At 48.1% G+C, this 26,206-nt stretch carries 22 protein-coding genes; 8 read left to right on the top strand and 14 right to left on the bottom strand.

Translation table 11 applies throughout. The features are described 5' to 3' along the window. Positions 1-2: 2 nt before the first annotated feature. A complete protein-coding gene (locus ACOCLE_RS11105) occupies positions 3-449 on the bottom strand; it encodes a hypothetical protein (protein WP_419536750.1) in 447 nt (148 codons plus the stop codon). Positions 450-523: 74 nt separating this feature from the next. On the opposite strand from ACOCLE_RS11105, the gene tnpC reads away from it, so the two are divergent. Beyond that, positions 524-2,029, top strand: coding sequence for an IS66 family transposase (gene tnpC / locus ACOCLE_RS11110; RefSeq protein ID WP_419532963.1), 1,506 nt, complete (start codon positions 524-526; stop codon positions 2,027-2,029). Between the two features lie 318 nt (positions 2,030-2,347). On the opposite strand, the gene ACOCLE_RS11115 is transcribed toward tnpC, so the two are convergent. Together ACOCLE_RS11115 and ACOCLE_RS11120 are read right to left on the bottom strand one after the other, a co-directional pair. Next, the gene (locus ACOCLE_RS11115) at positions 2,348-3,352 is read right to left on the bottom strand and encodes a hypothetical protein (protein WP_419536751.1); all 1,005 of its coding nucleotides are present in this window, start codon (positions 3,350-3,352) and stop codon (positions 2,348-2,350) included. A 284-nt stretch (positions 3,353-3,636) separates the two neighbouring features. Further along, a complete protein-coding gene (locus ACOCLE_RS11120) occupies positions 3,637-4,707 on the bottom strand; it encodes a methyltransferase (protein WP_419536752.1) in 1,071 nt (356 codons plus the stop codon). A gap of 170 nt (positions 4,708-4,877) precedes the next feature. On the opposite strand from ACOCLE_RS11120, the gene yciA reads away from it, so the two are divergent. The 3 genes from yciA (at position 4,878) to ACOCLE_RS11135 (ending at position 7,265) form a co-directional block, all read left to right on the top strand. Then, positions 4,878-5,261, top strand: a complete 384-nt coding sequence (yciA, locus tag ACOCLE_RS11125) for an acyl-CoA thioester hydrolase YciA (protein WP_419536753.1) — start codon at positions 4,878-4,880, stop codon at positions 5,259-5,261. A 16-nt stretch (positions 5,262-5,277) separates the two neighbouring features. After that, on the top strand, positions 5,278-5,898 hold the full coding sequence (udk, locus tag ACOCLE_RS11130; protein WP_066016538.1) for a uridine kinase: 621 nt from the start codon (positions 5,278-5,280) through the stop codon (positions 5,896-5,898). 329 nt (positions 5,899-6,227) lie between these two features. Next, the gene (locus ACOCLE_RS11135) at positions 6,228-7,265 is read left to right on the top strand and encodes a GMP reductase (protein WP_066016537.1); all 1,038 of its coding nucleotides are present in this window, start codon (positions 6,228-6,230) and stop codon (positions 7,263-7,265) included. Positions 7,266-7,329: 64 nt separating this feature from the next. Here ACOCLE_RS11135 and pflA read toward each other — a convergent pair whose 3' ends face one another. Both pflA and pflB read right to left on the bottom strand, forming a co-directional pair. Then, entirely contained in the window at positions 7,330-8,061 is a 732-nt protein-coding gene (gene pflA, locus ACOCLE_RS11140; RefSeq protein WP_419536754.1) for a pyruvate formate-lyase-activating protein, read from the bottom strand. A 127-nt stretch (positions 8,062-8,188) separates the two neighbouring features. After that, on the bottom strand, positions 8,189-10,471 hold the full coding sequence (gene pflB, locus ACOCLE_RS11145; protein ID WP_419537198.1) for a formate C-acetyltransferase: 2,283 nt from the start codon (positions 10,469-10,471) through the stop codon (positions 8,189-8,191). A gap of 94 nt (positions 10,472-10,565) precedes the next feature. Here pflB and ACOCLE_RS11150 point away from each other — a divergent pair, with 94 nt between their 5' ends. The 3 genes from ACOCLE_RS11150 to ACOCLE_RS11160 all read left to right on the top strand — a co-directional run bounded on the left by ACOCLE_RS11150 (position 10,566) and on the right by ACOCLE_RS11160 (position 12,836). Continuing rightward, positions 10,566-11,228, top strand: a complete 663-nt coding sequence (locus ACOCLE_RS11150) for an IS982 family transposase (protein ID WP_419536755.1) — start codon at positions 10,566-10,568, stop codon at positions 11,226-11,228. Continuing rightward, entirely contained in the window at positions 11,218-11,457 is a 240-nt protein-coding gene (locus ACOCLE_RS11155; RefSeq protein ID WP_419536756.1) for a transposase, read from the top strand. Before ACOCLE_RS11150 ends, ACOCLE_RS11155 begins: the two co-directional genes overlap by 11 nt. 938 nt (positions 11,458-12,395) lie before the next feature. Continuing rightward, positions 12,396-12,836: a hypothetical protein gene (locus ACOCLE_RS11160; protein WP_419536757.1), complete on the top strand. Its 441-nt coding sequence runs from the start codon at positions 12,396-12,398 to the stop codon at positions 12,834-12,836. Positions 12,837-12,964: 128 nt separating this feature from the next. Here the strand turns inward: ACOCLE_RS11160 and ACOCLE_RS11165 are convergent, their stop codons facing one another. From ACOCLE_RS11165 to ACOCLE_RS11185, 5 genes are all read right to left on the bottom strand, one after another. Then, entirely contained in the window at positions 12,965-13,423 is a 459-nt protein-coding gene (locus ACOCLE_RS11165; protein WP_419536758.1) for a methylglyoxal synthase, read from the bottom strand. A 217-nt stretch (positions 13,424-13,640) separates the two neighbouring features. After that, positions 13,641-14,939, bottom strand: coding sequence for a sodium ion-translocating decarboxylase subunit beta (locus ACOCLE_RS11170; protein WP_419536759.1), 1,299 nt, complete (start codon positions 14,937-14,939; stop codon positions 13,641-13,643). Positions 14,940-15,036: 97 nt separating this feature from the next. After that, positions 15,037-16,827, bottom strand: a complete 1,791-nt coding sequence (gene oadA / locus ACOCLE_RS11175; RefSeq protein ID WP_419536760.1) for a sodium-extruding oxaloacetate decarboxylase subunit alpha — start codon at positions 16,825-16,827, stop codon at positions 15,037-15,039. A gap of 20 nt (positions 16,828-16,847) precedes the next feature. Next, complete coding sequence (locus ACOCLE_RS11180) at positions 16,848-17,126, bottom strand: OadG family protein (protein WP_419537199.1); 279 nt, start codon at positions 17,124-17,126, stop codon at positions 16,848-16,850. A gap of 389 nt (positions 17,127-17,515) precedes the next feature. Next, positions 17,516-18,460 (bottom strand): tRNA-dihydrouridine synthase, encoded by a 945-nt coding sequence (locus ACOCLE_RS11185; RefSeq protein WP_419536761.1) that lies wholly within the window; start codon positions 18,458-18,460, stop codon positions 17,516-17,518. A gap of 142 nt (positions 18,461-18,602) precedes the next feature. Between ACOCLE_RS11185 and mnmC the strand changes: the two genes are divergently transcribed. Beyond that, complete coding sequence (gene mnmC, locus ACOCLE_RS11190; protein WP_419536762.1) at positions 18,603-20,606, top strand: bifunctional tRNA (5-methylaminomethyl-2-thiouridine)(34)-methyltransferase MnmD/FAD-dependent 5-carboxymethylaminomethyl-2-thiouridine(34) oxidoreductase MnmC; 2,004 nt, start codon at positions 18,603-18,605, stop codon at positions 20,604-20,606. 251 nt (positions 20,607-20,857) lie between these two features. Here mnmC and msrA read toward each other — a convergent pair whose 3' ends face one another. The 4 genes from msrA to ACOCLE_RS11210 all read right to left on the bottom strand — a co-directional run bounded on the left by msrA (position 20,858) and on the right by ACOCLE_RS11210 (position 26,203). Beyond that, positions 20,858-21,502 carry a peptide-methionine (S)-S-oxide reductase MsrA gene (gene msrA, locus ACOCLE_RS11195; RefSeq protein WP_419536763.1) on the bottom strand — a complete coding sequence of 215 codons (645 nt, stop codon included), beginning with the start codon at positions 21,500-21,502 and terminating at the stop codon, positions 20,858-20,860. Between the two features lie 124 nt (positions 21,503-21,626). Then, positions 21,627-23,426 (bottom strand): hypothetical protein, encoded by a 1,800-nt coding sequence (locus ACOCLE_RS11200; protein WP_419536764.1) that lies wholly within the window; start codon positions 23,424-23,426, stop codon positions 21,627-21,629. Between the two features lie 15 nt (positions 23,427-23,441). Beyond that, complete coding sequence (locus ACOCLE_RS11205) at positions 23,442-24,731, bottom strand: hypothetical protein (protein ID WP_419536765.1); 1,290 nt, start codon at positions 24,729-24,731, stop codon at positions 23,442-23,444. 23 nt (positions 24,732-24,754) lie between these two features. Next, positions 24,755-26,203, bottom strand: a complete 1,449-nt coding sequence (locus ACOCLE_RS11210) for a hypothetical protein (protein ID WP_419536766.1) — start codon at positions 26,201-26,203, stop codon at positions 24,755-24,757. Positions 26,204-26,206 lie beyond the last annotated feature (3 nt).

The following is a 26,206-nucleotide window of genomic DNA, read 5'->3' on the forward strand; positions in this document are numbered from 1 at the left end:
GCCTAATGATCCGCAATGACGTTCAGGCAACTGTTACCGAAGCAACTGTACAGACGGTCTGCGGCATGAAGCGGGTTATTATCACGGAGTGGCTCTACTGGCTCAGCGCCTTTAGAAGCAAAAACCTGCTCCTGTGCAGGCAACTGCCGATTGGCAGAATCGACCAGCAGGTTACGTGAAGAGTCACTCAGCAAACTGTCTCGGTGGGGCTGGGCAGTCTGTAACGGCTGCCCAAGGTTTGCTGGAAACTTCTTAGACACCAACTCATTGCCTCGATCACCTTGCGTAACGGTCTGTTCAATCGTTGATGAATTGAGATGGTTGGATGAGTAGGGAATCGCCAACCGGGTTCTAGGCCGGTTATCAAACTCCAAAGCCCACAGCAGTGTGACCAGAAAAACCCCACAAAACATCCACACTGGCTTAGTATTATTGTAACTATTCAGCACCCTTCATATAAATCTGGAATTTTCTGATTTTTCGACCATCATCTTATACTCAATTTTTCTAACAAATCTCCAGTATGGAACCAGACTTCCCAGCTACTCCGTTTACCGAAGCTCTCCTTAAAGAGAATGAAGAGCTTCGGACCGAGAATGCGCTTTTACGGGAACGTTGCAGCGAACTGGAAGAAAGGGTTAATAAAAACAGTCAAAACAGTAGTAAGCCACCATCGTCAGATGGTTATCAAAAGCCCAGTAAAAAAGGGAGTGATAAAGGTGATACATCTTCCAAAGAAGCCCCCTGCTCCTCACAGGAAACACCGAACCCCAAAAGCCTTAGACCATCTTCAGGCAATAAACCAGGTGGCCAGAAAGGTCATCAAGGCTCTTGTTTGAGACGTGTCGCCTTACCCGATTATGTCAGGCATCTGAAGGTTGAAAAATGTTGCTGTTGCCAGTCTTCGCTTATCGATATTAAACCCACCAAATACATTGAGCGACAGGTTTTTGATCCAGGTAGACCCGGAGAATTTGAAGTTACCGCGTACTGGGCAGACGTTAAAGTATGTCCTTGTGGTAAACGGAACACCGCTGAGTTTCCCCAAGGAGTGAAAGCCGCTGCTCAATACGGAGAAGTGACTCAGGCAATGGCTGTTCATTTAAACCAGTATCACTTCATCCCATATCACCGGGTGTCTGAGTATTTCAATACTATTTATTGCATGAGTGTCAGCGCAGGCTCTGTTGCCAATTTTGTTGCCTATACCCATGAGAACCTGGCCTCTACTGAGCAGAGTATCCGCGATGCTTTACAAGAAAGTCCGGTTGCAGGAGCGGATGAAACTGGCATGCGGGTTGACGGTTCACTGTGGTGGTTACACATTATGCGAGATGACCAATGGACGCTTTACTACCTCTCAGAAAGGCGAGGTTGTGAAGCAATGGATGCAATGGGCATCCTGCTGACTTTTGCAGGCATTCTGGTTCACGATCATTGGAAGTCCTACTTTGCCTATGCGGCAGTGCATGTGCTTTGTAATGCCCATCATCTGAGAGAGCTTCAGGGAGTTGTCGATAGGGATGCGAATAAGCTGGCTCTGCGGCTGATGAAATTGCTTACGCTCTCCTGGCACTTCTGCAAGAAATACAAAGCAGCCGGTCTGACTCAAATGCCTGGTGCAATACAGCTTCGCATTGAGACGATATACGACCAAATCCTTCAAAGGGCTCTCACGAAGGAAACCGCTTATATGGAAAAACAACGACAGGTGCTTGGACGTAAGAAGGTCAGGAATACCAAGGCCTACAACCTGTTCAAAAGGCTTATTGAGTTTAAGGTTGAAACGTTGCGCTTCATGTCGGACTTTTCAATTCCCTTCGATAACAATGGCAGTGAACGTGATGCCAGGATGGCCAAACTTAAGCAGAAGATCTCAGGCTGTTTCAGAAGCGAAGACGGAGGTACCATGTTTACCCGAATCCGAAGCTATTTATCATCTGCTAAAAAGCAGGGGTTGAACATATTTCAGGCGCTTCTTAAAGCGGTTCGAAATTACAACAATACGCCTTTGCTGGGTGCTGAATAGTTACGTATTATTATTCATGATTTCCTCTCCCCCACCCTTTCCATAGGCTCGATAAAAAGGTAAATCCCAAATCTATAGTAATACAGCTGATACCTGAGTGAATAGGTTCATATGGGCTAGTGATTTAAAAAAGGAAAAACAACAATTCCAACAGATTAAAAAATAGGCTTTAGATAATAATCGATTGATGCAAATGGTGCATGATTCAGTTACTTTAAACAGCTCATGCAGCCTATTTTATAGATTCTGGAAGTAGGATAAGTGAAGAGGCTCAAGCATTCATGCGTTCTTTGCAGACTCGTCACTTGTAAAGGTTTTTTAATATCGCTTTAGCTCTTCAATCTTTGTTCGAATATGATCTTCGTTAGGCTCACCTCCGGCCTTTTTTGCGACACCACCACCAATAGCATATGGAAAGGAAGCATTTTGAGCTGTGTCCTGATTCTGGAGTAAAAGCAGTGTAACACCATTATCTAACAGACGCTTTATGTGCTCAAACGACGGATCAAGCTCTTCAGGTTTTGTATGTTCCATTCCATATAACGCCCTATATTTTATGGTAGGAATGGCAGCGGGTATGATTCGTCCACGATAAGCAACGTTTTCAGGTTTTTTTAGTAGTTCAATCAGAGCCATTACGATTCGAGCCTGATTCGAACCATGAATATTAATTTTCCATGATCCATCCTGATAGCACTGCTCAATATGTTGAGCTTGCGCTAAATTGGCGGAATAGGTGAACGCGACAACGGATTCAGGGTTGACTGTTAACCTTTGCTTCAACTCATCCAAAAGGGTTTGTGCCTGTTGTTCGGGTGAAACCATTACTCCACCAATACAGTAATCCAACCTGAAATTTTCCGACTTACCTGGAGCAACAGAGGAACGTCTTTCCTGCCGGGAGCTATGGAATGGTGAGCGTTTTTCGTTCTGAACAAAATTATCGAAAACGTCTTTGGTCTTTTTACTCTGGCTGTCTCTATGAGAGTCCAGCATTTCACGTAATTCATTCCTTAAATCGACTTCTGTACTGTCTGCCCGAACGTACATGCCGAGTGTCAATTGATAGACTGCTTCGTGCAGCATTTTTGTGGGAATGAAACGCAACCCAATGGACAGCAGGGAGCACTTGAACTGCTGAAAAGCCGTCAACTTATCCACTCTACGATTGATCAGACTTTCGTTGGGAGGGGACTGCCTAGCTGCAGAACGGGGAAGGTATAATTCAGGAGCACTGGCTGAATCCGCAATCTCGGTAGATGCCCCCCCCATACCAGTAACACCTGAATAAAGATCATTGCTTCCTGCTAACAGACTATCCATACCGGCCTCCCGTGGACCCTTTGAATAAATAGAGAGTCATATTTTATGAACTTTCTAATTACCTATAGACAATTTAGCAGCCATCAAGTTCACCTAGAATCAATTGGTCTATCAATGTGCACCGCTTGATTCAATCACAAGGCCATATTAACTGTCGCACCACCATCAACATGACCAGATAATTTATGAATACCCCTATCCCTATTAATGGCTTAAGACACTAACGATAGGGTTAGAATGACTGGCATCATGAGCGGATCTGGATTTAGTATAACGTCTGCCCCTCAAGCTTTTCTGATAGCTCTGTAGATCGAAAAGCCATCTCTGGTCAGCAGCGTCTCACAGCGGCCAAAAGCCTTCTGAATGATTGGCGGATAACGCAGGAAACTATTGGCAACAATGCGAAGTTCGCCACCCGGGCGAAGCCTCTGGCGCGACTGGGCAAGAAACTGTTCTGTCACCTCATAGTGGGTTTTCACCCCCTGGTGAAACGGTGGGTTGGAGATAATCAGGTCAAACTGCCCTGTCACTTCTGAGAGTCCATCGCTGGGAAGTACCGTAAAAGACTTGCTCCCTGTCGCACTCATGGTTTTGTGACTGCTGGCCAGTGCCAGAGCATCGCAATCCACAAGGGTAAAATCATGTTCACCCTGCAGGGTATTAATATAAGCAGAGATCACACCAGCACCACAGCCAAAATCCAGCACCTTGCCTGAAGGCACTGCATCCAGTGTTTCCAGCAGAACCTGAGTCCCCTTATCCAGCCGACCATGACTGAAAACACCAGGCAAAGAGGTAATGTCCATATTGGTCGAGCCTGCAGTGACAGAAAATGTCTCAAACCATGGCTCAAGGGTAAAATTTTCCGTTTTTTTCAACGGTTCAGATGCTTCCAGCAGTACACAGTGGCGGGCATTATCCACACTCTTAACATAACCGAAACTGTTCTTCAGCCGCTTTTTCCATGATTTGATCCCTTCATCGTTCTCTCCCACCAGCCAAATGGGGGCATCATCTGGCAAAAAGCTCAATACCATCTCCAGCCAGAAGTCCATTAATGGCTTGCTTTTCTGGAGAAAAAGCAAAACACCATCGACAGGACGGGTAAAATCTACCGACAGGATCGGTGCAAAACTCAGGGACAATTGATCTTTCAGACGGGCCTCAAGAGGTATCAAACGTCGATAAGCACTGAAATCACGGGTCAGTGCCGAGATATAGTCAACCCCATCACTCAATAAATGAGATACAAGATCATCTGCCGGCAAGCCAACCACCACAAGATGCTCAAGCTCAAAGAGCTCCTGGTTACGAACAATCAACTGGCCGGGATTGCTTAAAGGAACGGATGTCATAGGTATCAACGCTGGTTACACTGCTCTCAAAGCGGAAACTTATACAGGAATAGCACGCTGTTTTCCATGCCCACTGCTTTCCATCAACCGCTTCATGGAAATACGGATTTACAAGGTTATTCCACAGGCATAGCATTCGCCGCCAGTTACGATCCGTATGGAGTTTTCTGATGACCGAACCACAGGGTGATCTGGTTCTGCGCACACTGGCGATGCCTGCCGACACCAACCCGAATGGCGATATTTTCGGGGGCTGGATCATGTCCCAGATGGATATTGCCGGCGGCCTGGCAGCCAAAAATCGTTGCAACAGCCGGGTTTCTACCGTTGCCGTTGAATCCATGAGCTTTATCCATCCGGTTAAGGTTGGCGACGTGGTTTGCTGTTATGCTGATATCATACGCGTCGGCAACACTTCCATGCGCATTAAACTCGAGGTGTGGATACTGTCCCACCCCTTCAAATCAGAAGAACGTCATAAGGTTACTGAAGGCTTCTTCACCTACGTTGCGATAGACGACAACGGAAACCCTATTCCTGTAGACAGAAGCTGACAACTGGACTCCACCCATGAAACAGAAAACCATTCTCGTCGGCATTGCCGGCGCCTCCGCATCCGGCAAAAGCCTGCTGGCAGAAACTCTGGTTGAAGAGCTCCAGTCAGAACACCTGTGTGTGATTTCAGAAGACTCCTACTACAAAGACCAGACGCACCTGAGCATGGATGAGCGGGTTCGTACCAATTATGATCATCCGGAGTCCATGGATCATGACCTGATGCTGGAGCAGATGATCAAACTGAAAAATGGTCAGGAAATCGACGTCCCACTTTACGACTATACCCAGCACAATCGTCGTACGGATACCCGCAAGGTTAATCCCGCCCGCGTGGTTATTTATGAGGGAATCCTGCTCTTTACCAACCCGGAAATCCGGGAAGCCTTTGACCTGCGTTTCTTTATGGATACGCCACTGGATATCTGCCTGATCCGTCGTATGAAGCGAGACATTCTCAGTCGTGGTCGGGATGTTGATTCCGTTATTAAGCAATACCTGGAAACCGTTCGTCCAATGTACATGCAGTTCATTGAACCTGCACGCCAGCATGCTGACCTGATCATTCCACATGGCGGGAAAAACAGGATTGCCATCGATCTGATCAAAACCCAGATCCGTAATTTGATTGACTGATCCTGATAGCCTGTTCATCTATGCAGCAATACACTGTGATGGACAGGCACTTTCAACATTCCAAAAGCTGCCTTTCCCTTTACCCCTTTTATTTCAAAACGCGCCTAGGTATACTTCAGCCGTATAAGCGTCAAATACGCCCATTTTTTTCGTCCTTAAAAAAGATGTTGGGTCCGGCGCAATCTTCGCGTATCCGAAGATGGGTCTCCCCTGATCATCCAGGCTGTCCGGCCGCTTGTACATCAAACTTCCCCAAACCAAAGTAGATGTAAGTGTTTTCTGCTGCATTGATCCCCGGATCACCATGCCCAGAGCACTGCGAGATGACTATGCGTGTAGAAGCTGATATCAAGCTGGGTTTCAAAGACGTTTTGTTCCGCCCAAAGCGTTCCACCCTGAAAAGCCGTTCACAGGTAAGCCTGGAGCGCACCTTCCGATTTGTTCACACTGACCAGGAATGGACCGGCGTGCCAGTCATTGCTGCCAACATGGACACCGTCGGCACTTTCGCCATGGCTCTCGCCCTGGCTGAACACAAAATGCTGACTGCCGTTCACAAGCATTACACCGTTGAAGAGTGGAAATCCTTCCTCGACAACGCGCCCGAAGGCATTGAAAACCACATCATGGTCAGCAGCGGTACTTCCGACAACGATTTCGACAAGATGTCTGAAATCCTGTCCCAAAACGAGAAGCTTCGTTTTATCTGTATCGACGTAGCCAACGGTTACTCTGAGCATTTTGTTGAGTACGTGTCCCGTGTTCGCCAGCGCCACCCAAACAAAGTGATCATTGCGGGTAACGTGGTTACCGGAGAAATGGTCGAAGAGCTGATCCTGAAAGGCGCCGACATTGTTAAAGTGGGTATCGGCCCAGGCTCCGTCTGCACAACCCGCGTTAAAACCGGTGTTGGCTACCCACAGCTGTCCGCGGTTATTGAATGCGCCGATGCTGCCCATGGTGTTGGCGGCCAGGTAATTTCCGACGGTGGCTGCACCTGTGCGGGTGACGTTTCCAAAGCATTCGGCGGTGGCGCTGATTTCGTCATGATCGGCGGCATGTTTGCTGGTCACGATGAGTCTGGCGGTGAAATGGTCGAAGAAGACGGCAAACAGTTCCGCCTGTTCTACGGCATGAGCTCGACAACTGCCATGGATCAGCACGCTGGCGGTGTTGCCAACTACCGCGCCTCTGAAGGTAAGACCGTAAAAGTACCTTACCGTGGCCCAATCGTTGAAACCGTTCAGGACATCCTGGGTGGCGTACGCTCAACCTGCACCTACGTGGGCGCGGCTCAGCTGAAAGAACTGTCCAAGCGAACCACATTTATTCGGGTTCAGGAACAGGAAAACCGTATTTTCAACTAAATACGCGTTTAACCAAAAAGGCCGATGAATGCTCTAACATCATCGGCCTTTTTGGCTCAAGCCATCAGTAAGCCGCAGAAATTCCCCGCTGATCAAACTCCGCCTTAATCGCATCCAACTGTTCAGTTGACGGTGGTCGCACCGTTTCCAGCTCGTAGCTCTCCTTGAAGGCATCCCACTTGTGAACACCCAGACTGTGGTAAGGCAGGATCTCCACCTTTTCAACACAATCCATCTTCTCGACCATATCTGCCAGCATTGCGGCATACAGTGGATCGACGGTATACCCTTCCACCACTACATAGCGGATCCAAGTTGGCTTTTTCAGCTCCTGCAGATACATGGCAAAATTACGAGTGTATTTGCTGGTGACATAAGTCAGCTTCTGATGCATCTCTTCATCCATGTGCTTGATATCCAGCAGCACAAGGTCAGTGTATGACAGCAGGCGTTCAACATCCGGAGTGATATGTTTGGTGAATCCATTCGTATCCAGGCAGGTATGGATGCCGTGCTCTTTCAGTGCCTTGAAAAGGTCTGCAACAAATTCCGCTTGAAGCAGTGGCTCCCCCCCCGTCACCGTAACACCACCGGTCAGGAAGTTCTTCACCTTGAGGATCTTCTCCAGAACCTCTTCATGACTGAGTACCTCACCACCGTCACGCAGGTCCCAGGTATCCCGGTTGTGGCAGTAACGACAGCGCATGTGGCAGCCCTGCATAAACACAACAAAACGGATACCCGGTCCGTCTACCGTTCCAAATGAGTCCATGGAATGGACACGACCAAGGGACATGGCGACTCTCCTATTAACCCAAAAGAGCTGCTAAAAAAGGCACTCCCTTTCCCAGCAACCCTGAATGCCATGAGCAAAAAAAGGCCAGCAAAGCTGGCCTTTTAGATATGAATACTCGTGCTTACAGTTACAGCGAGCCTGTAAAGGTACGAGTGATAACGTCGCGCTGCTGCTCTGGCGTCAGAGAGTTGAAGCGCACCGCATAGCCGGAAACACGGATGGTCAGAGAAGGATACTTCTCAGGGTTCTCCATGGCATCTTCCAGCATTTCACGGTTCATGACGTTCACGTTCAGATGCTGACCACCCTCGTGACCTTTCTCGTGATGGAAGTAACCATCCATCAGGCCCACCAGGTTCTTGCGACGACCATCTTCATCCTTACCCAGCGCCTTCGGTACAATAGAGAAGGTGTAGGAAATACCGTCCTTCGCATAGGCAAATGGCAGCTTGGCAACAGAGCTCAGGGAAGCAACCGCACCGCTGGTGTCACGACCGTGCATTGGGTTGGCACCCGGGCCAAATGGCTGACCTGCACGACGTCCGTCTGGTGTAGTACCGGTCTTCTTACCATACACCACATTAGAGGTGATGGTCAGAACAGACTGGGTCGGAATCGCATCGCGGTACATTTTGTGAGAAGCCACTTTCTTCATGAAAGTTTCTACCAGCTCACAAGCAATCGTGTCCACGCGCTCTTCGTTGTTACCAAACTTCGGAAAATCACCTTCGATCTCGAAGTCAATGGCAATACCGTCTTCGTCGCGAACCGGCTTAACCTTCGCATACTTGATAGCAGACAGGGAGTCAGCAGCAACAGACAGACCCGCAATACCACAAGCCATGGTACGAATGACATCACGGTCATGAAGTGCCAGCTGGGCAGCTTCATAAGAGTATTTGTCGTGCATATAGTGAATGCAGTTCAGCGCAGTGACATACTGAGTAGCCAGCCAGTCCATCAGCTTGTCAAAGCTTGCATAAACTTCATCGTAATCCAGATACTCAGACGTGATCTTGTCAGCCTTTGGACCGATCTGAATTTTCAGCTTCTCATCAATACCACCATTGATGGCGTACAGCAGCGTTTTACCCAGGTTGGCGCGAGCACCAAAGAACTGCATCTGCTTACCTACGATCATTGGCGATACGCAGCAGGCAATCGCGTAATCGTCGCTGTCCATATCCGGACGCATCAGATCATCGTTTTCGTACTGGATGGAGCTGGTATCAATAGAAACCTTGGCACAGTACTCTTTGAAGCCCATTGGCAACTGCTCAGACCACAGAACCGTGATGTTTGGCTCTGGAGATGGCCCCATGGTGTACATGGTGTTCAGGAAACGGAATGCGTTCTTGGTCACCAGAGTGCGACCGTCAAGACCCATGCCACCGATGGATTCAGTCGCCCAGATTGGATCACCAGAGAACAGCTGATCGTATTCAGGCGTACGCAGGAAGCGAACCATACGCAATTTCATGACGAAGTGGTCGATCATTTCCTGAGCATCAGTTTCAGTGATCTTACCCGCTTCGAGATCACGCTGGATGTAAACATCCAGGAAGGTAGCAGTACGGCCCAGCGACATGGCTGCGCCATTCTGGGATTTAACTGCGGCCAGATAACCGAAGTAGGTCCACTGAACAGCTTCACGGGCGGAGGTAGCAGGACCACTGACATCGCAACCGTATTTGGCCGCCATCTCTTTGATCTGCATCAGCGCCTTGATCTGCTCCATGATCTCTTCACGCAGCTGAATGGTACGGTCAAGATTTTCACCAGACTCCAGAACAGCATCCAGAGACTTATGCTGAGCTTTCTTATCAACAACCAGACGATCAATACCGTATAACGCGATACGACGATAGTCACCAATGATACGGCCACGACCATAAGCGTCTGGAAGACCAGTGATTACACCAGACTTTCGGCAATTACGAATGTCTGCAGTATAGACATCAAAAACACCCGCATTATGGGTCTTACGATAGTCTGTGAAGATTTTATTGACGGTATCATCCAGCTTACGGCCATAAACTTCGCAGGAAGTTTCAACCATACGGATGCCACCGTTAGCAATGATAGCTCGCTTCAGCGGCTTCTCGGTCTGCAGACCTACGATGGTCTCCAGATCTTTGTTGATATAGCCAGCATCGTGAGAAGTAATGGTGGATGGCAGGTCAGTATCAAAATCAAGAGGCGCGTGGGTGCGGTTCTCTTCCTTGATACCTTCCATAACATCAGCCCACAGACGATCTGTCGCTTCAGTAGAACCGGCCAGGAAAGAACTGTCAGCCTCGTAAGGGGTGTAGTTTTTCTGGATAAAGTCACGAACATTGATGCTTTCTGACCAGTCGCCGGAAGTGAATCCTTCCCATGCTGCTGGCAGTTCGCTGGTGGTTACAGTCATAACGCCATGTGCGACTTTTAGGTTTGCATAAGGAGACATGACTGATCCTGCTTTCTGCTATTAAAAGCAGTAGAAAGCAAAGAAGGTTTCAGTCATGCCCGTTGAAGAGTTTATCACTACAGTCTACTGCTTGATCGACGATTTGGTAAAAGAGCTTTTTCCTGTACCACTGCGACTTCGAGGGTTTCCACCAAAGCTCACTGATAGTGAAGCGATCACCATGGAAGTTGTCGGTGAATGGCTTGGGCATCATAAGGACACTGAGATTTGGAAGTATTTTACCCGACACTGGCGACACCTGTTTCCTGACATTCCTTCACGCTCGGCATTTGTCAAACAGGCCGCCAACTTATGGCATGTGAAACAACGACTGCAAATTCGTATAGTCCAGATGATGCATGCAGATAATGCAGATATCCATTTAATCGATGGTTTTCCGATTGATGTTGTCGTCAGAACCCGTGCACCACAGAGCCGTATCTTTAAAGCTGAGGCTGGTTATGGTTACTGCGCTTCCAAGGACAAGAAGTTCTATGGCTTTCAGGGGCATTTGCTGGTTGAAGCACGAGGGATTCCTGTGGGTTTTACTCTGACCGCAGCGAACGTAGATGAGCGTGATGCAGCCTATGACATGCTCGAGACCATTTCTGGCCTCTTGCTTGGCGATAAGGGCTATATAAGGCCTGAGTTTAAAGCTGATTGTCAGGAATTAGGTATTGATCTTCAGACGCCACTGAGAAAAAAACATGCAAGATGAACGTCCGAAGTCGTTTGTAAAGCTGGTATTACGGGTACGACGGAGAATAGAAACAGTGATAGGTCAATTGACAGAGCGCTTTGAAATAGAAAAGTGCCATTGTCGAGATAGATGGCATATGACATCACGTATCGCTCGGAAGTTACTGGCACATAATATTGGTTCTTATCTGAATATAATTGCTGGTCGTCCTGCAATACAGTTTGAGAACCTTATTTCCGAAGATTAAAAAACGGAAAGCAAATAATTGCGTGATTTTGAAGATACAACTTGGACTTACCATCATGCTAGCCCGGATATTTCATAAACGTGCTCCCGTTCTCGCTTGTCCTTTGCCGCCCTAAGGGAGTTTTGCTCGGTCGACCGTACTCCCCGGTACGGCACTCCCTCACAAAATCCCTTAGGGCGACAAAGTCCTGCCCGAGATTCGGGGCAGTTTATGAAATATCCGGGCTAGTAATTTGAGATAGTTTCAGACAAAGTCGCACATCGCGTAGTCATACTAAGAGGCTCCTGATAAGTTGGAGAATTCTTTGGGAATGCTGCTCCCGGGTCAGTCAGACTGCATATGGATATAGCGGTGACACCAACTTGATCTGCATCAATGTAAGAAAATCATTGTCGGCGTATTGTTTGCCTATCTCGAGGGGACGAAGACATGGTGATACTACATCATCACAAAAGCCTTTCGCCCTATATGGTCATACCGCACGTGTAAAGCTGGCCAACCCGGTAAATAAGAAATAATTGCAGTCAAAGTATCGTATGTACGGCAATTCCACTATCAGTGCTAATACCTATTCATCATAAAAAACGAAAAACAAACTTCAACAAGAATTAACAAAAAAGAATAGCCTCTTAATTTTATTAATTTTCCATCGATTAGCAAAAAATAGTTATTACCAATAGTCCAACATTCAAAAAAATTATGAAATCAATCAACGATCTATTTTTATGAATGCTATTCTTTGTTTCTGTTAATTCTATTTCGATTTCGTTTTTCATAACAATTAACGACACCCACATTATATTGTTGACATATGTTGTCGTTTATTAAGAGAGTTTTAAGTAGTGTTACCTATTCATACCGAAAATGGGTTTGTCTAACATCGTCAACCAAATAAAGACATTTATCCGTTTCTGGGAGAGGATGAACAGGAGGTAGTTATGAGCAAATATATTTACACAACCATTTACGAACAATTCACAGGCTTGAAGCCACCCGAACCAAAGGACCACAAACCGCGTCGCCGCAGAGGTTATGGTCATCCTTATCGCATGCGACTGAATATGCAGGAAGGTTCGGTTCAGAGCAGCGAGCTGCTTTCTGACCGAGACTCAGAAAGAGACATGTATGAACAGACTCCTGCTTCCGTTTTCCAGCCATCTGTGACCAAGCCTGTACGAAGATTTTCATCCGGAGGTCAGAGCTATCGCAGCGGTAACAGCAATAGTTCCATGAGTGGCACTATGAACTGCAGGCCCGCTTCACCTGAAGACCGTCATAGCAGCGCTGAACCTAAGGTAACCTACAAGAAGCGCCGCCAATACGGGCCTTCCAGCTTTGGTATTGGCTCAATGAGCAGAGATGGAAACGACGATTATTGAATCCCCGTTTTTTATTGATTGTTTTTGAATACTGACACTACCAACCGCGCTCATTCACCACTTTCCCAGATTGCTTTTGCCAAAGGCCCTTATCTCAGGGCCTCTGTGCTTTCTTTAAACGCATTAAATCAAAGCATTCTTTGCTGCAGATAACTGTCATAATCCGGGATCTGCCGATTATGGGACTGTCCAAGCATATCTGACGAGAATATGTAATCCGCAGAACTCTGGTTACAGGCCACCGGAATATTCCATACCGCAGCAATTCGCAACAACGCCTTCACATCCGGATCATGAGGCATTGGCTCAAACGGATCCCAGAAAAATACCAGCAGATCCAGCTTGCATTCAGAAATTAAGGCACCAATCTGCTGATCACCACCCAACGGACCACTGATAAATTTCGTGACCGGCATGGACAGTTCTTTTTCAAGAAGACTTCCTGTAGTCCCTGTAGCAAACAAATCATGACCGAGTAGCTTTTCTTTATGGCGCAGACTCCACTGCACCAACTCCCCTTTCTTATTATCGTGGGCTACCAGGGCAATGCTCTTTTTAGATGAAACATTGTATGCTTTATAAATCATGAAGTACTTCTACTCTTTTTTCAGCAAAAAACAATATAAAAACTGGTTTAAATGAATAAATACCCATACGACTTTTTAAACATTAAAACAGCTAATTTCTAAATATTTTTATTCTCGCTGAAAAACAAGTATGGCTACAACAAAAAAAATGCTGCTGCCTGTGGAAAAGCAACAGCATTGGTCAAGGTCAATTAATATTTCAATTCACCAAGGGCATTCACGACAGATACTTAATCATGACACCGGCTGCAACTGCAGAGCCAATAACACCTGCTACATTCGGTCCCATAGCGTGCATCAGCAGGAAGTTCTGTGGGTTGGCCTCAAGCCCCATTTTGTTGGAAACTCTGGCAGCCATAGGCACCGCTGATACTCCAGCTGAACCAATCAATGGGTTAACTTTGGTAGACGACATCCGATTCATCAGTTTTGCCATCAGGACACCACCGGCGGTACCAATGCAGAATGCCACAATCCCCAACCCCAGAATCCCCAGGGTTTCCATCTGCAGAAACTTGTCAGCACTCAGCTTTGAACCAACAGACAGTCCAAGGAAAATGGTCGTGATGTTAATCAGTGCATTTTGCGCCGTATCCGAAAGGCGCTCAACCACACCACACTCTTTCATCAGGTTACCAAAACAGAACATCCCCAACAGAGGTGCTGCATCAGGTAACAACAGGGCCACCAACACCAGCAACAAGATTGGGAAAACGATTTTTTCCGTCTTGCTCACTGACCGGAGCTGCGTCATCACAATCTTCCGCTCTTCTGCCGTCGTCAGCGCTTTCATAATCGGTGGCTGAATCAGGGGAACCAGCGCCATATAGGAGTATGCTGCAACCGCAATAGCGCCCAGAAGATGAGGAGCCAGCACACTGGAAACATAGATAGCCGTTGGACCATCCGCACCACCAATGATACCAATAGCAGCAGCATCAGCCAGACTGAAATTCATGATCCCCATGGAGCTCAAAACAATAGCGCCAAATACTGTGGCAAAAATACCAAACTGAGCGGCAGCGCCAAGGAACAGGGTTTTCGGATTCGCCAGCAGCGGACCAAAGTCCGTCATGGCACCCACCCCCATAAAGATCACCAGTGGAGCAACACCACTACCAATGGCAACACTGTAAAACTGATAAAGGACACCGTTCGAGTATCCTGCATCGGCAATAATGTTACCTACGACGGTCCGGGTTGCTGCATTTGCCTCATTGTATAAAACATACAGCTCATCCGGAGCAGCCGAAGCACTGCCCAGCGCTTCGGCTACCGCCTGCATGACCATAGGGTTGGCCATATGAAGTGCCTGTTCAATGGCCGAAAATGCCAGACCGGCCTGGGGAATATTGGCCAGAATCCCACCAAAACCAATAGGTACCAGCAGTAAAGGCTCGAACTGCTTCCGGATGGCCAGATACAGCAACCCAAAGCCCACCAGAATCATGACAAACTCTCCGGCGGTGAGGTTGTATAACCCGGAGCCCTCCCAGAGCGTTAATAGCTTTTCCATGGCATTCTTTCTCTACAAGACGTTCTCTTTATAAGAGTTATTTATAAGAGCTCTTGATAAGGAGCCTCTATTAAAGAGGCGTCCTTAACGCTTTTTATTAAGCCAGGGCAAGCAGGGTATCACCCACCGCTACACTGTCACCTTCACGTACATCAACCGACGTCACTTGTCCGGAACGTGGGGCACGAACTTCCGTTTCCATTTTCATGGCTTCGAGGATAAGCAGAACATCACCCTCCTGGATATTCTGACCCGGTGTCACATTCACCTTCCAGATATTACCGGCCAGTGGTGCGGGCATTGGCTCACCAACAGACGCAGGTACACCGGCGGTTTCCGGCTGAGCAGCTGGGGCTGAAACAGGAGCCAGCTGAGTAACATCACCGCCTACTGAAACCTGGACGGTATAGGCATTGCCATTCACCCGAACGGTATAAACAGAATTGTCCGCGGATGCTGCCTGAACAGGAGCGGGCTTAACTTCCGGCTCTGTTCCAGGAGCAGGTTCGAAAGCATCGGGGTTACCGCGATTCTGCAGGAACTTCAGACCAACCTGCGGGAACAGGGCATAGGTCAGAACATCATCCACGGGCTGGTCTGCCAGCTTGATGCCTTTCTCCTGCGCAAGGCCATTCAGTTCAGCAGTCAGTTTTTCGAACTCCGATTCCAGCAGGTCAGCCGGACGACAGGTGATCGCTTCCTTACCATCCAGAACTCTGTCCTGAAGTTTTTTGTTGAAAGGTGCGGGCGCAGCACCGTACTCACCTTTCAAAATCCCCTGAGTCTCTTTGGAGATGGTTTTATAGCGCTCACCAGTCAATACATTGAGAACCGCCTGGGTACCAACAATCTGGGAAGTGGGCGTTACCAATGGAATCATGCCCAGATCTTCACGAACTCTGGGAATCTCCTGCAGTACTTCATCGAACTTATCACTGGCCCCCTGCTCTTTCAGCTGACTTTCCATATTGGTCAGCATGCCACCAGGTACCTGGGCAATAAGGATTCTTGAGTCAACACCACGCAGTTGACCTTCAAATTTCGCGTACTTTTTCCGCACTACACGGAAGTAAGCAGCCACTTCCTCCAGCTTATGCAGATCAAGGCCCGTATCACGCTCAGTGCCCTGCAGTGCTGCAACGATTGCCTCAGTTGGAGAATGTCCATAGGTCATGGACATGGAAGAGATGGCCGTATCGACCCGATCCACACCGGCTTCAACCGCTTTGAGCAAAGACATGGAAGAAAGGCCGGAGGTTGCATGACAATGCAGCTGAACTTCCAGATCGGTTTCTTTCTTAAGTCTGGAAACCAGTTCATACACGTCAGTCGGCGTAATAATGCCTGACATATCCTTAATACAGAGAGAGTCTGCCCCCAGATCCTCTACCTCCTTGGCCAGAGAGACCCAGCTATCCATCGTATGAACAGGACTGGTCGTATAAGAGATCGTACCCTGAGCATGGGCACCCTGCTTCTTCACTGCCTTCATTGCCTGCATCAGGTTACGGGGATCGTTCATGGCATCAAATACCCGGAACACATCCATACCATTGGCAACGGCACGCTCAACAAACTTATCAACGACATCGTCAGCATAGTGACGATATCCCAGCAGATTCTGTCCTCTTAATAGCATCTGCTGACGGGTCTTCGGCATGGCTTTTTTCAGCTCACGCAGCCTTTCCCAGGGGTCTTCACCGAGAAAGCGGATACAAGCATCAAAGGTAGCCCCCCCCCAGGTTTCGAGCGACCAGTAACCGATCTGATCCAACTGTTCAGCAATCGGTAACATATCTTCAATGCGAAGGCGGGTAGCAAATAGCGACTGATGAGCATCCCTCAACACCACATCGGTAATACCCAGCGGCTTTAGTACGTCAGACATAACCCTTATTTATCCCCCGGTTATTGGCGTTTTTCTGCTTGAGCTTTTTTTGTTCTGTGCATCTTGATGGCTGCACTGATGGCAGCTACCAGTTCACCCTGATCATTGGATGAAGATGGCTGGCTATTCACTGTAATGCGATTGGATGCACCTGATGGTGCCGGTTCCTGGAAATATCGATCGATGATTTTTGACATCAGGCTGGTTACCAGCACCAATAGCGTCAGAAACAGGAAAACAAAGCCCATTCCAAAGAGCATCAGGCTGGAACCTTCTGAAATAAGGTCCGATGGATTCATCAAGTAAGTCCTTTGTTTTTTCAGGCTTGAAGGTCCGGTAAATCTCCTCAGGCAAATTTGCCCTACCGGAACCATTCTTGATTATTATTTCCATGAACAGGCTCATGGCTCTTTTCTAGCTCATGGCTGTCTTATGCCTTCCCGTGGCCGCGTCAGTATTCTACTGAACAGTGTGTAATAAGCAATCAGTCATCCAGACTATGTTGTCATATAAGCCGAACCAGAAGCCCCAGACCACCTTCGACAGCATTGCGCATAAAATGAAGGTTGCCTCAGACTTGGAAAAAATTCACCGACGTAAATCAATGAAAGCCAGCCAACCATAAAGATTGGCCTTGGGATGCTAGGGGGTGTTACCAACTGGCCATTCAACCAGTTGGTAACACCCCCTAGGCGGCTTTTGCCAGATCGGAACAGAGAATTTCCAGAATGGCATCAGCCTCACGGAGGGAACGGATTCGCTCAAACAGGTTCTGCGCTTCCGGATACGCTTTACGCAGATAATTGAGCCACTGCTTCAATCGGGAAGGATGGTATTGCCATTTTCCATTTTTGCGATCACGGTCACTTAATTGCAAAATCAACTGCAATACTGATGGCCAGCTCATCGGGCCAACAGCCTCACGAATCATAGCCGTAATATTTGGTGTCACCAGTGAGGGACGCCCTACCATCAAGTCAGTACAGCCAGAAACACTCTGGCAGCGCATGGCATCGTCATGACTCCAGATTTCACCATTGGCAATCACCGGTATCGCCAGGTTCTCATGAATTTTACCGATGTACTCCCAGTACGCGGGCGGACGATAGCCTTCCACCTTAGTACGGGCATGGACAGCCAGCTCTGAAGCACCAGCCTGCTCGATGGCTCTGGCATTTTCCAGAAATAAAGACTTATCTTCATAGCCCAAGCGAATTTTGGCGGTCACTGGAAACTCATCAGGCACTGCATCACGCACAGCCTTTACAATGCTATAGAGTTCATCGGGATCACGCAGCAACACAGCACCACCACGGTTCTTATTTACCCCTTTCGCCGGACAGCCAAAATTGATGTCCACCCCCGGTGAACCTAACTTAACCGCCCGGGCCGCATTTAACGCCATATACTCCGGGCTACTACCAAGCAGTTGAAGACGAACGGGGGTCCCATTGGAAGTTCTGGCACCCTGCAGCAGTTCTGGGCAGGTGCGATAAAACACCCGGTTTGGTAATAGGGTTTCGGTCACCCTGACAAACTCGGTAACACAGAGATCAAAGGTATTGATGCCGGTCAGCAGATCACGCATATCGTGATCCATAACGCCTTCCATCGGCGCCAGTATCAACCGCATGGCATGCCTCTTGAGTGATAAATATGAGAGGGCAATTCTAGCGTTACCGGGCCTGTCAATGAAATAGACACTTTACCCAATAGCCAGCACTCACTATGCTTGCAGCTTTTTCGCCTTATACTGAATCTTGAAACAGAAAGCCGTGTCCGACCATCCCCTCCCCTCAGATAAGTTTCAGACCAGCACCGCTAACATCCAGTGGGATAATGGCCTGCCAATTTCTACTCAATTCAATGATATCTACTTTTCCCGAGCCTCGGGCATTGCCGAAACCCGACATGTTTTTCTGGAGCATAATCATCTCCCACGGCGCTTTCGTGAGCTGATACCCGGAACAACATTCACCATTGGCGAAACCGGCTTTGGTACAGGCCTGAACTTCCTCTGCACCTGGCAGCTCTTTCAGGATAATGCGCCTGATAACAGCTCGCTGGTCTTTATCAGTACAGAGAAATACCCGCTCCAACCGGACGACCTGCAAAAAGCACTCAGAGTGTTTGATGAGTTGACTCCTCTGGCCAACAGAATGATCAGCGCCTATCAACTGAGTGAAGAAACTATCGATCTGCAATTTTCAGACAGCGCTTCAGGCAAACACGTCAGCCTACACATTTTGATTGGCGATGTGCTCGACACATTGCCTCATATCAATGAGAAAATTGATGCCTGGTTTCTTGACGGCTTTGCTCCGGCCAAAAACCCCGATATGTGGCAACCCAATCTGTTCCGGACGCTTAAAGACAAAAGTCATGAAGAATCGACCTATGCCACCTTTACTGCTGCCAGGCTGGTTCGGGATGGACTGACGGAGGCTGGCTTCTCAGTGACCAAGCAACCGGGCTTTGGTCGCAAGCGGGATATGATTGCCGGCCGCTTCATTCCCTCATCCGGTTTACCTGCCTCCAAACCCTGGTTCGCTCCTGCTGATCACAAAAATCCTGAAAAAACGGCCATTGTCGTGGGTGGAGGGCTGGCAGGCTGCAGTACTGCCTGGTCACTGGCTCGCCGGGGTTGGAAGGTTACTATCCTAGAACAACATCAAGCACTGGCCAGTGAAGCATCGGGCAATCCGCAAGGCGTTCTCTACGCCAAACTCTCTGCAGACAATACCCCGCTCAGTCAGTTCATTCTCAAGGGTTATCAATTCACTCTCGATACGCTGAAAGCGCTTGAGGTGAAAGAGTGGCAGCAGTGCGGTGTTATTCAGTTAGCCATTGACGGTAAAACCGATCAACGATATCAGGCACTGGACAGCCAACACCCTGACTCACTTCTACAGTACCTGAAGGAAGAACAACTGTCGGATATAGCCGGACTGAGCATTAACTATCCGGGCCTCTACTTTCCACAGGCAGGCTGGGTGCATCCACCAGCACTCTGCCGGGCGTTGGCCGATCATCCGAACATCCGGGTGATGACCAGCACGGCTGTAAATAGCATCGAACCACTTGAGCAGGGCTGGCTGATTAAAACCGGTGACAACGAGTTACGCAGTAAAACCGTTATCATCGCTCAGGGAACGGCCAGTCATCAGTTTTCACAGCTAAACTATCTACCCCTGAAGGCGATCCGCGGCCAGATTACTCAAGCGAAGGCAACCTCCGAAAGCCAGAAGCTTTCCTCCTGTGTATGCGGAGAAGGCTATATAGCACCGGCAGTCAATGGCAATCATACCATGGGGGCAACGTTCAGTTTTAAAGATGAAGGTACAGAAGTTCGAGAAGCTGACCACCTGGAAAACCTGTCCATGCAGGCTAAGTACTTCCCTACTATGTACCAAGCACTCGATGGAAGTAATGCGCAAGTTACTGGAGGTCGAACAGGGTTTCGGTGTACAACGCCGGATTACCTACCCGTAGTGGGTCCTATCGTTGATCTTCAGCACTTCCTTGAAGCTTATGCACCACTTAGAAAGAACAGCAAACTTCCCATTGCCCCCCCCCCTGAATACCTCGATGGACTTTACGTGACCGCCGGACATGGTTCCAGAGGCATGCTTTCCTGCCCTGTTGCTGGTGAGATACTAGCTAACATGATCACGGGTGAAACCGATAACACTGCCGGCCTATCGGTGCCTGATAAACTACTGGAAGCCATTCACCCTTCCCGCTTCCTTATCAGGGATCTGATCAGAAATAAGATCTAGGGGCGTTACCAACTGTCACCAGAAGTAAGAATGCTGTCTATACCCAACAGGCGATCTAGGTAAAAATCGCAAAAAAACAGGTAGCAATACTCAAGGAGAAATCAGTTGCGGCTGTCTATTTTGATATGCATGAATTAGGTAACGCACTGTTACCTGCTCATGAAGCTCCTGTTTCAATCCATTCAGCAAACTGCGTCCGGGCAACCTGATCTTTCTCTTGGTTGCCCGTTTTTTTGCCTGGAAAATACCAGTTACCCCCCCAAGCAAACCCCTGTACCTTTCAGGCCACAGTACCCACCAGGATTTTTGGCCAAATACTGCTGATGGTACTCTTCTGCGTAATAAAATGGCGGTGCCTTAGCTATCTCTGTTGTGATATCAGGATACCCCTGCTGTCGCAAAGATCTGGAGAATTCATCTCTTGAGCTTTCTGCCAATCCGGCCTGCTCATCCGTGGTTGTATAAATTGCTGAGCGATATTGGGTACCCACATCATTACCCTGTCGCATTCCCTGGGTTGGATCATGAGATTCCCAGAAATGTTTTAATAATGCCTGCGTTGTTATCTTTTCAGGATCATAAACCACCATCACAATTTCTGTATGCCCGGTTTCTCCAGAGCAGACTTCTTCGTAGGTAGGGTTGGGTGTGTAACCACCTGCATAGCCAACAGCCGTTGTATAAATACCAGGCAGTTGCCAGAACATTCGCTCTGCTCCCCAGAAACAGCCAAGACCAAAATAGAGGGTCTGCAAGTGCTCAGGAAAAGGAGGCTTCAGTGGATGCCCGTTAACAAAATGCTTCTCAGGTACTGGCATGCTCTCCGAACGACCAGGCAAGGCGTTATTGACAGATGGAAGCTGCTGTTTATCGGGGTCTTTACGAAAGAATGTCATGATACTGTCCTCCCTGACAGAGATCATAACAGAAGTGTAGACTTAAGCAGGTTTTACAATATTTAAGCCATAAGAAAACCGGGACAGTAGTGAGCCCGGCCTTAACATCAACCTGAAGGCCTAATTAGAAGTCATCATCATGTAAATCGGGCACTGAAAATACAGTCTGACTCCCCAAAGACTGTCCTCTTGCTTTGTCAACCTCAGATGTAGAGGAGTGTATAGATACTTTTTCAGACGCTCTTGGCTGAGAAGCTACCATGGAGGTTGAATCACTTACCCCTTTATTAAAAGATGCCTGATCATTTCTGGCTGTATCCATCTGCTGATCATAGCCATGTTTTAAGCCTTGCTGGTATGCATTATTTTTCGCCGCATCAATCGCTTTTGCATAACTGCGAGCTTCAGCAGCAATAGCATTAGCTGCACTGTCAGCAGATATTGCATAGAGAGATACATATAACTTATGTCCGGAAACAGGATGCCTTACCGTTTTTGACAATATCTTACTAGTACCACTGATTTGCCGATTTTCAATAGACTGACGTGTACTTTCTGCGAAGCTTTCTGCCACCGCCGTATGATCTTTTTCACCCAGCCCGGCATTTCGGGTTTGCAGAGCCGTTTGAGCCTGCTTTTGTGTTTCCAGGTCAGCAAAAAGGGCTACAGCCAATTCTTTTTTTGCATAAAGATCTGCACGCCCTTTCGCGGCTCTTTTGGCGGAAGAAGATCCATCAAGCAAACTTCCATAAGCGCCTACATACCAGCGACTGCCCTGATCATCAATAAACTGCCGGGAACCGACCATGGTTGACAAGTCCTGCCCCCTCGCCCATTCACCAATACTTTTGCCCTGGCGGGGTTTCGCCTTCACCGGGTTACCAGACAAAATAGTACTCGCTGCCTGCTCGAGCTTTTCGCTCCATACCAGCAAAACAGCAACCTGATACTCCTCCTCCTCTGCATCCCATGATTCTGCCTGAGCCAGCAGGGTTGCCCCCATTAACGGCGCTTTAGCCAGCGTTTCTACCGAGCTTGTGGCTTCCAGTTTTACCTCTCCACGAATGGCCTGGGCTTCTTTCTCCAGCTCTGCTAACCCATCACGAGCTTCCTGATACCGAGCCTTGGCTTTTTCATAGGCCTTTCTCTTCTTTTCCTCTATCTGGCCTGCATCGAACGAGCTGTCCAGTTTTTTTATGGCCGCAGCCAGCCCCTCTTTACTCAGATCCTGCCATGCCACACCGGCCAGCTTATTTGCTTCTGCAGCATCGACCTCACGAAGGAGCTTGATCAACTGCTCCTGCTGCCTGGTAATTTTTGCCGATAATTGGCGATACTGGGTATTCAGCTGCTTATGGACATCGGTACCTGGTGCTGTCAGCTGATCAGTAGCCGACATCTGGGTTCGCATAAACTCAATGACCTGAGCCTTTGCACTCATTGAAGCAAGCGTTGCATACATGCTTCGCTTGGCGATAAAGTCCGTATCATAGCCGGGATCTTCAACATCGAATGATTCGGCTGCAACAACAAACATACGTTTTTTTGCCGGATCCCATTCCCCACTCCAGCCACGTTGGTCCATGTAGATCTGCAGCTGTTCTTCCGCACTGACAAATTCTTCAGTGACTCCCTGCACATAGGGATTTGCACCAGCATCAGCAACCGCCTGAACACCGGCATCGGCAACCATGGCTGGAGCCCCCTGCTCTGTCTTCAGTGAAGTCTCGCCTGCCGGCACAAAATCCTGCGCAAAAGATGGAACCCCAACTACCGTAGTAGAAAACATTAATACAGCAGCAAGCGCTTTTATTTTCATTGACTCCCCCCAACCCCAATTAAAAAGATATTCATTTAATGGATACATAGAATCTGTTGATGTTGTAGCCCAAGAACAAAAGGCACTACAAACATCAACAGTCATTAAGAAACAGTCACCCTAACTGCTTATTTTCTTCAGCTGCGCTCTTCCCCAGTGGCTGGGAGGAAAAACGACGGATAAATGATTTATGGTTTTACTTAGCCTGTCGGCCTGGTTCTGATACCCCAGTGCTTTCATGGCTTTAATCAGATAAATCCAGTAGTCACTGTTTCCGGGGGATTGAAGAAGTGCCTGCACAAACATGGCGTAGGCAACCTCATCATATTGATAAGCGAGCATCACAGCCCCTGCACGTGCCCAGACCTCTGGCTGTAAAGGATTGGCATTTAGCGAAAGGCCATACAAGCTAATAATATTTTCCGGCTCTACTCCAGTCTTAAATAACGCATCAGCTTTAAGATTCAAAGAGACAGTGCCCTCGGTTAATAACGCTGGCTTTTTGAAGAGCACAAAGCCTCTCTGCTCTATAACCAGCTTGATCAAATGCTGTTGGTCGTGAGTATTCAGCACATTTGAGAACCGGCCTGAATCCATCTTGATATTAGCCAAATACGTTAAATCACTCTGCGCCCAATCAATCTCACGACCACAGTATGATGCTTTGAGAAAAGCGAGTAACTGCCGGTTTAAAGTCAGTGGTGAGTCATTTTTTTCCAGCTGACACTGATCCAGCCGATCGGACATCATCAAACCATCGTCATACCAACTGATACTGGAGGGATAAAGCCAGTCCTGTGCTTGCTGCTGAGTGGCTGTAAACGCAATAGCAAGTTCATACAGTTCCAGGTTATGAAAGTATTCTGCCAGTCGAGCAGAATCCTGCTGTTCAAACGCCGTTTGAAATAGCCCAACCTCCAGTTTCTTTAGATCAACGGGAGCATGAGCACTGCTTTGTACTCTATTCAGTGCCACCTCTGGAAGCGCGTAAACAACACGTCTTGTACATCCACCCATGTCTTTATCAAGAATACGATGACCGGCAATGGAGAGTGATTGACTTCTTGCCTGCAGCTGCTTCTGATACTGAAGATAAAGATCATCCCAAAGACGCCCTTCCCCTCCCATATTCTCTCTGGACAGTGACGACTCCAGAGCGAGGTAGTATTCAGACATCATGACCATTGCCTGTGCTGTGGCAGCCTTTGACTCTTTAGACCCCGCATATTTCTGCTTTTCTTTAAAACAGGCCTGATCACTGACAAAGAAAAGCCATCCTTGCCGGACATAACTGCCCGAAGGCTCACTGGCAACCAGTTCTTTATAAATGGTCAACGCTTTTTCCGCATCAAAACGGTCGGCATCAACCTGTACAGAGATGAAGAACAGCAGAAGACATGCCTGTGACAATCGACTTTTTATTCCCGATTTCATTACTGCACCATCCTGAATGAAGCCCTGCGATCATTAATTTCCAGAGCTATCGGCCGTCGACCTTTACCTTCTGTTCGGTAGGTTTTATAGAGCTGCTCCAACCCTTGATCCATCGCTTCACTCAATGGCCCGGAATAACGGTAGTTAAGCACCATCACCTTGCCTTCTTTCTGCCATTCCCAGCCCTCGACTGTCCCCCCAGTACCATTCTCGAGCGTGAATTTGAACAACTGCCAGTCAGAGCGTCGGGCATTGTGAATTTCAATCGGGTAGACCTGTCCCCGCTCTGCATACCTTGCCAGAGACTGGATGACTTCAGGCCCCAGCTGCTTTTGCAATCGACGATAAGCGGAAACCTGGGAAACCTGCTGTGCTCTCTCAAGAGGCGACACATAAATACGCGCTTTTAACGGGTCATTAACAATGGTAAAAAGAATTTCACCAGTGCTGCGGTCTTTCAGGCTTAAGGACAGAGAAGTTTCAATGCCGGTTTTACCGTTATGGTTTCTGACCTCTTTCTGTGTTTGCTTCAAGTAAAACGTATGCGTTGAGCCTGCCTCTCTGGCATGAATAGAGAAACCAAGACGTTCAAGCTCATTTACCAGCCAGTCAATTTTTCCTTCTGCCCCGGAATCGACAGAAAAAACAGGTTGCCCGAGAATATCAAGATAAAAGTTAACATCATTGAGCAGTTGCCCGGCATTGACCTGGGCAAGTAAGACTACGTAATAATTACCACGGCTGATATCTTCATCCAGAATCTCATCCCCCCCGACATAGCCTTCAGTTTTGGTGGAGATGGCAAATGCCAGAGCTTCGTTAAATGCCCCAGACTTGCCCTGTAGCATCACTCCCTGCGCCTGTTGAACAGCATTCCTCATTGCATCCTGCAAAGCTAATGCTCTTGCCTGTTGCTCCCCATGTTTCATAGGAGCCAAACCTTTGGCCTCTACCTCCTGAGCCTTTTGACTGAAATCGGCAACAGTTCCTATCTGGTCAGTAGCAATCACGACCGTCGTTCCGCCTGCAGCGCCTCCATTGGAGCCAGCGCGCAGTCTGGCTAGATGCGCCAAATCCTTTTCAGAAATACTGATAGCAACAAAGTACTGACCATCATACATTCCTTTTTTCAAGGTTTTTGCGGCGGACAAATGACCTTTGAACACCACATCAACAACATCTCGAAATACGTCACTGGAATACTCACTGGCTCCCGCCCGACTGCTTTCGGATATATATTCCGTGGAAGTGTAAGTACTGCCTGACATCGTGATCCCATTCACCATGTCATTCAGGTAGCGCAAAGCCTCCAGCCGAGCATCTTCGTAAGCTTTCGCTTTTGAAGAACGATTGGAAAAGCCCAGAGCAGCGATGTAATAGCCACCGTCTTTTTCGTGGCCACTTCTCACACCGCCACCAGAGTCGAGAAGTGTAAAAACATCATCCATCGG

The organism is Endozoicomonas sp. (genome assembly GCF_965196975.1).
Classification (GTDB): domain Bacteria; phylum Pseudomonadota; class Gammaproteobacteria; order Pseudomonadales; family Endozoicomonadaceae; genus Endozoicomonas.

Excerpts from the sequence above, each read along its gene's own strand:
- udk (WP_066016538.1), top strand. The coding sequence starts at position 5,278 with ATGAAACAGAAAACCATTCTCGTCGGCATTGCCGGCGCCTCCGCATCC.
- pflB (WP_419537198.1), bottom strand. The coding sequence starts at position 10,471 with ATGACTGTAACCACCAGCGAACTGCCAGCAGCATGGGAAGGATTCACT.
- ACOCLE_RS11165 (WP_419536758.1), bottom strand. The coding sequence starts at position 13,423 with ATGATTTATAAAGCATACAATGTTTCATCTAAAAAGAGCATTGCCCTG.
- ACOCLE_RS11120 (WP_419536752.1), bottom strand. The coding sequence starts at position 4,707 with ATGACATCCGTTCCTTTAAGCAATCCCGGCCAGTTGATTGTTCGTAAC.
- ACOCLE_RS11160 (WP_419536757.1), top strand. The coding sequence starts at position 12,396 with ATGAGCAAATATATTTACACAACCATTTACGAACAATTCACAGGCTTG.
- ACOCLE_RS11150 (WP_419536755.1), top strand. The coding sequence starts at position 10,566 with ATGCCCGTTGAAGAGTTTATCACTACAGTCTACTGCTTGATCGACGAT.
- ACOCLE_RS11180 (WP_419537199.1), bottom strand. The coding sequence starts at position 17,126 with ATGAATCCATCGGACCTTATTTCAGAAGGTTCCAGCCTGATGCTCTTT.
- tnpC (WP_419532963.1), top strand. The coding sequence starts at position 524 with ATGGAACCAGACTTCCCAGCTACTCCGTTTACCGAAGCTCTCCTTAAA.
- ACOCLE_RS11200 (WP_419536764.1), bottom strand. The coding sequence starts at position 23,426 with ATGACTGTTGATGTTTGTAGTGCCTTTTGTTCTTGGGCTACAACATCA.
- oadA (WP_419536760.1), bottom strand. The coding sequence starts at position 16,827 with ATGTCTGACGTACTAAAGCCGCTGGGTATTACCGATGTGGTGTTGAGG.
- ACOCLE_RS11185 (WP_419536761.1), bottom strand. The coding sequence starts at position 18,460 with ATGCGGTTGATACTGGCGCCGATGGAAGGCGTTATGGATCACGATATG.
- msrA (WP_419536763.1), bottom strand. The coding sequence starts at position 21,502 with ATGACATTCTTTCGTAAAGACCCCGATAAACAGCAGCTTCCATCTGTC.
- ACOCLE_RS11210 (WP_419536766.1), bottom strand. The coding sequence starts at position 26,203 with ATGGATGATGTTTTTACACTTCTCGACTCTGGTGGCGGTGTGAGAAGT.
- ACOCLE_RS11170 (WP_419536759.1), bottom strand. The coding sequence starts at position 14,939 with ATGGAAAAGCTATTAACGCTCTGGGAGGGCTCCGGGTTATACAACCTC.
- ACOCLE_RS11115 (WP_419536751.1), bottom strand. The coding sequence starts at position 3,352 with ATGGATAGTCTGTTAGCAGGAAGCAATGATCTTTATTCAGGTGTTACT.
- pflA (WP_419536754.1), bottom strand. The coding sequence starts at position 8,061 with ATGTCCCTTGGTCGTGTCCATTCCATGGACTCATTTGGAACGGTAGAC.
- yciA (WP_419536753.1), top strand. The coding sequence starts at position 4,878 with ATGACCGAACCACAGGGTGATCTGGTTCTGCGCACACTGGCGATGCCT.
- ACOCLE_RS11155 (WP_419536756.1), top strand. The coding sequence starts at position 11,218 with ATGCAAGATGAACGTCCGAAGTCGTTTGTAAAGCTGGTATTACGGGTA.
- ACOCLE_RS11135 (WP_066016537.1), top strand. The coding sequence starts at position 6,228 with ATGCGTGTAGAAGCTGATATCAAGCTGGGTTTCAAAGACGTTTTGTTC.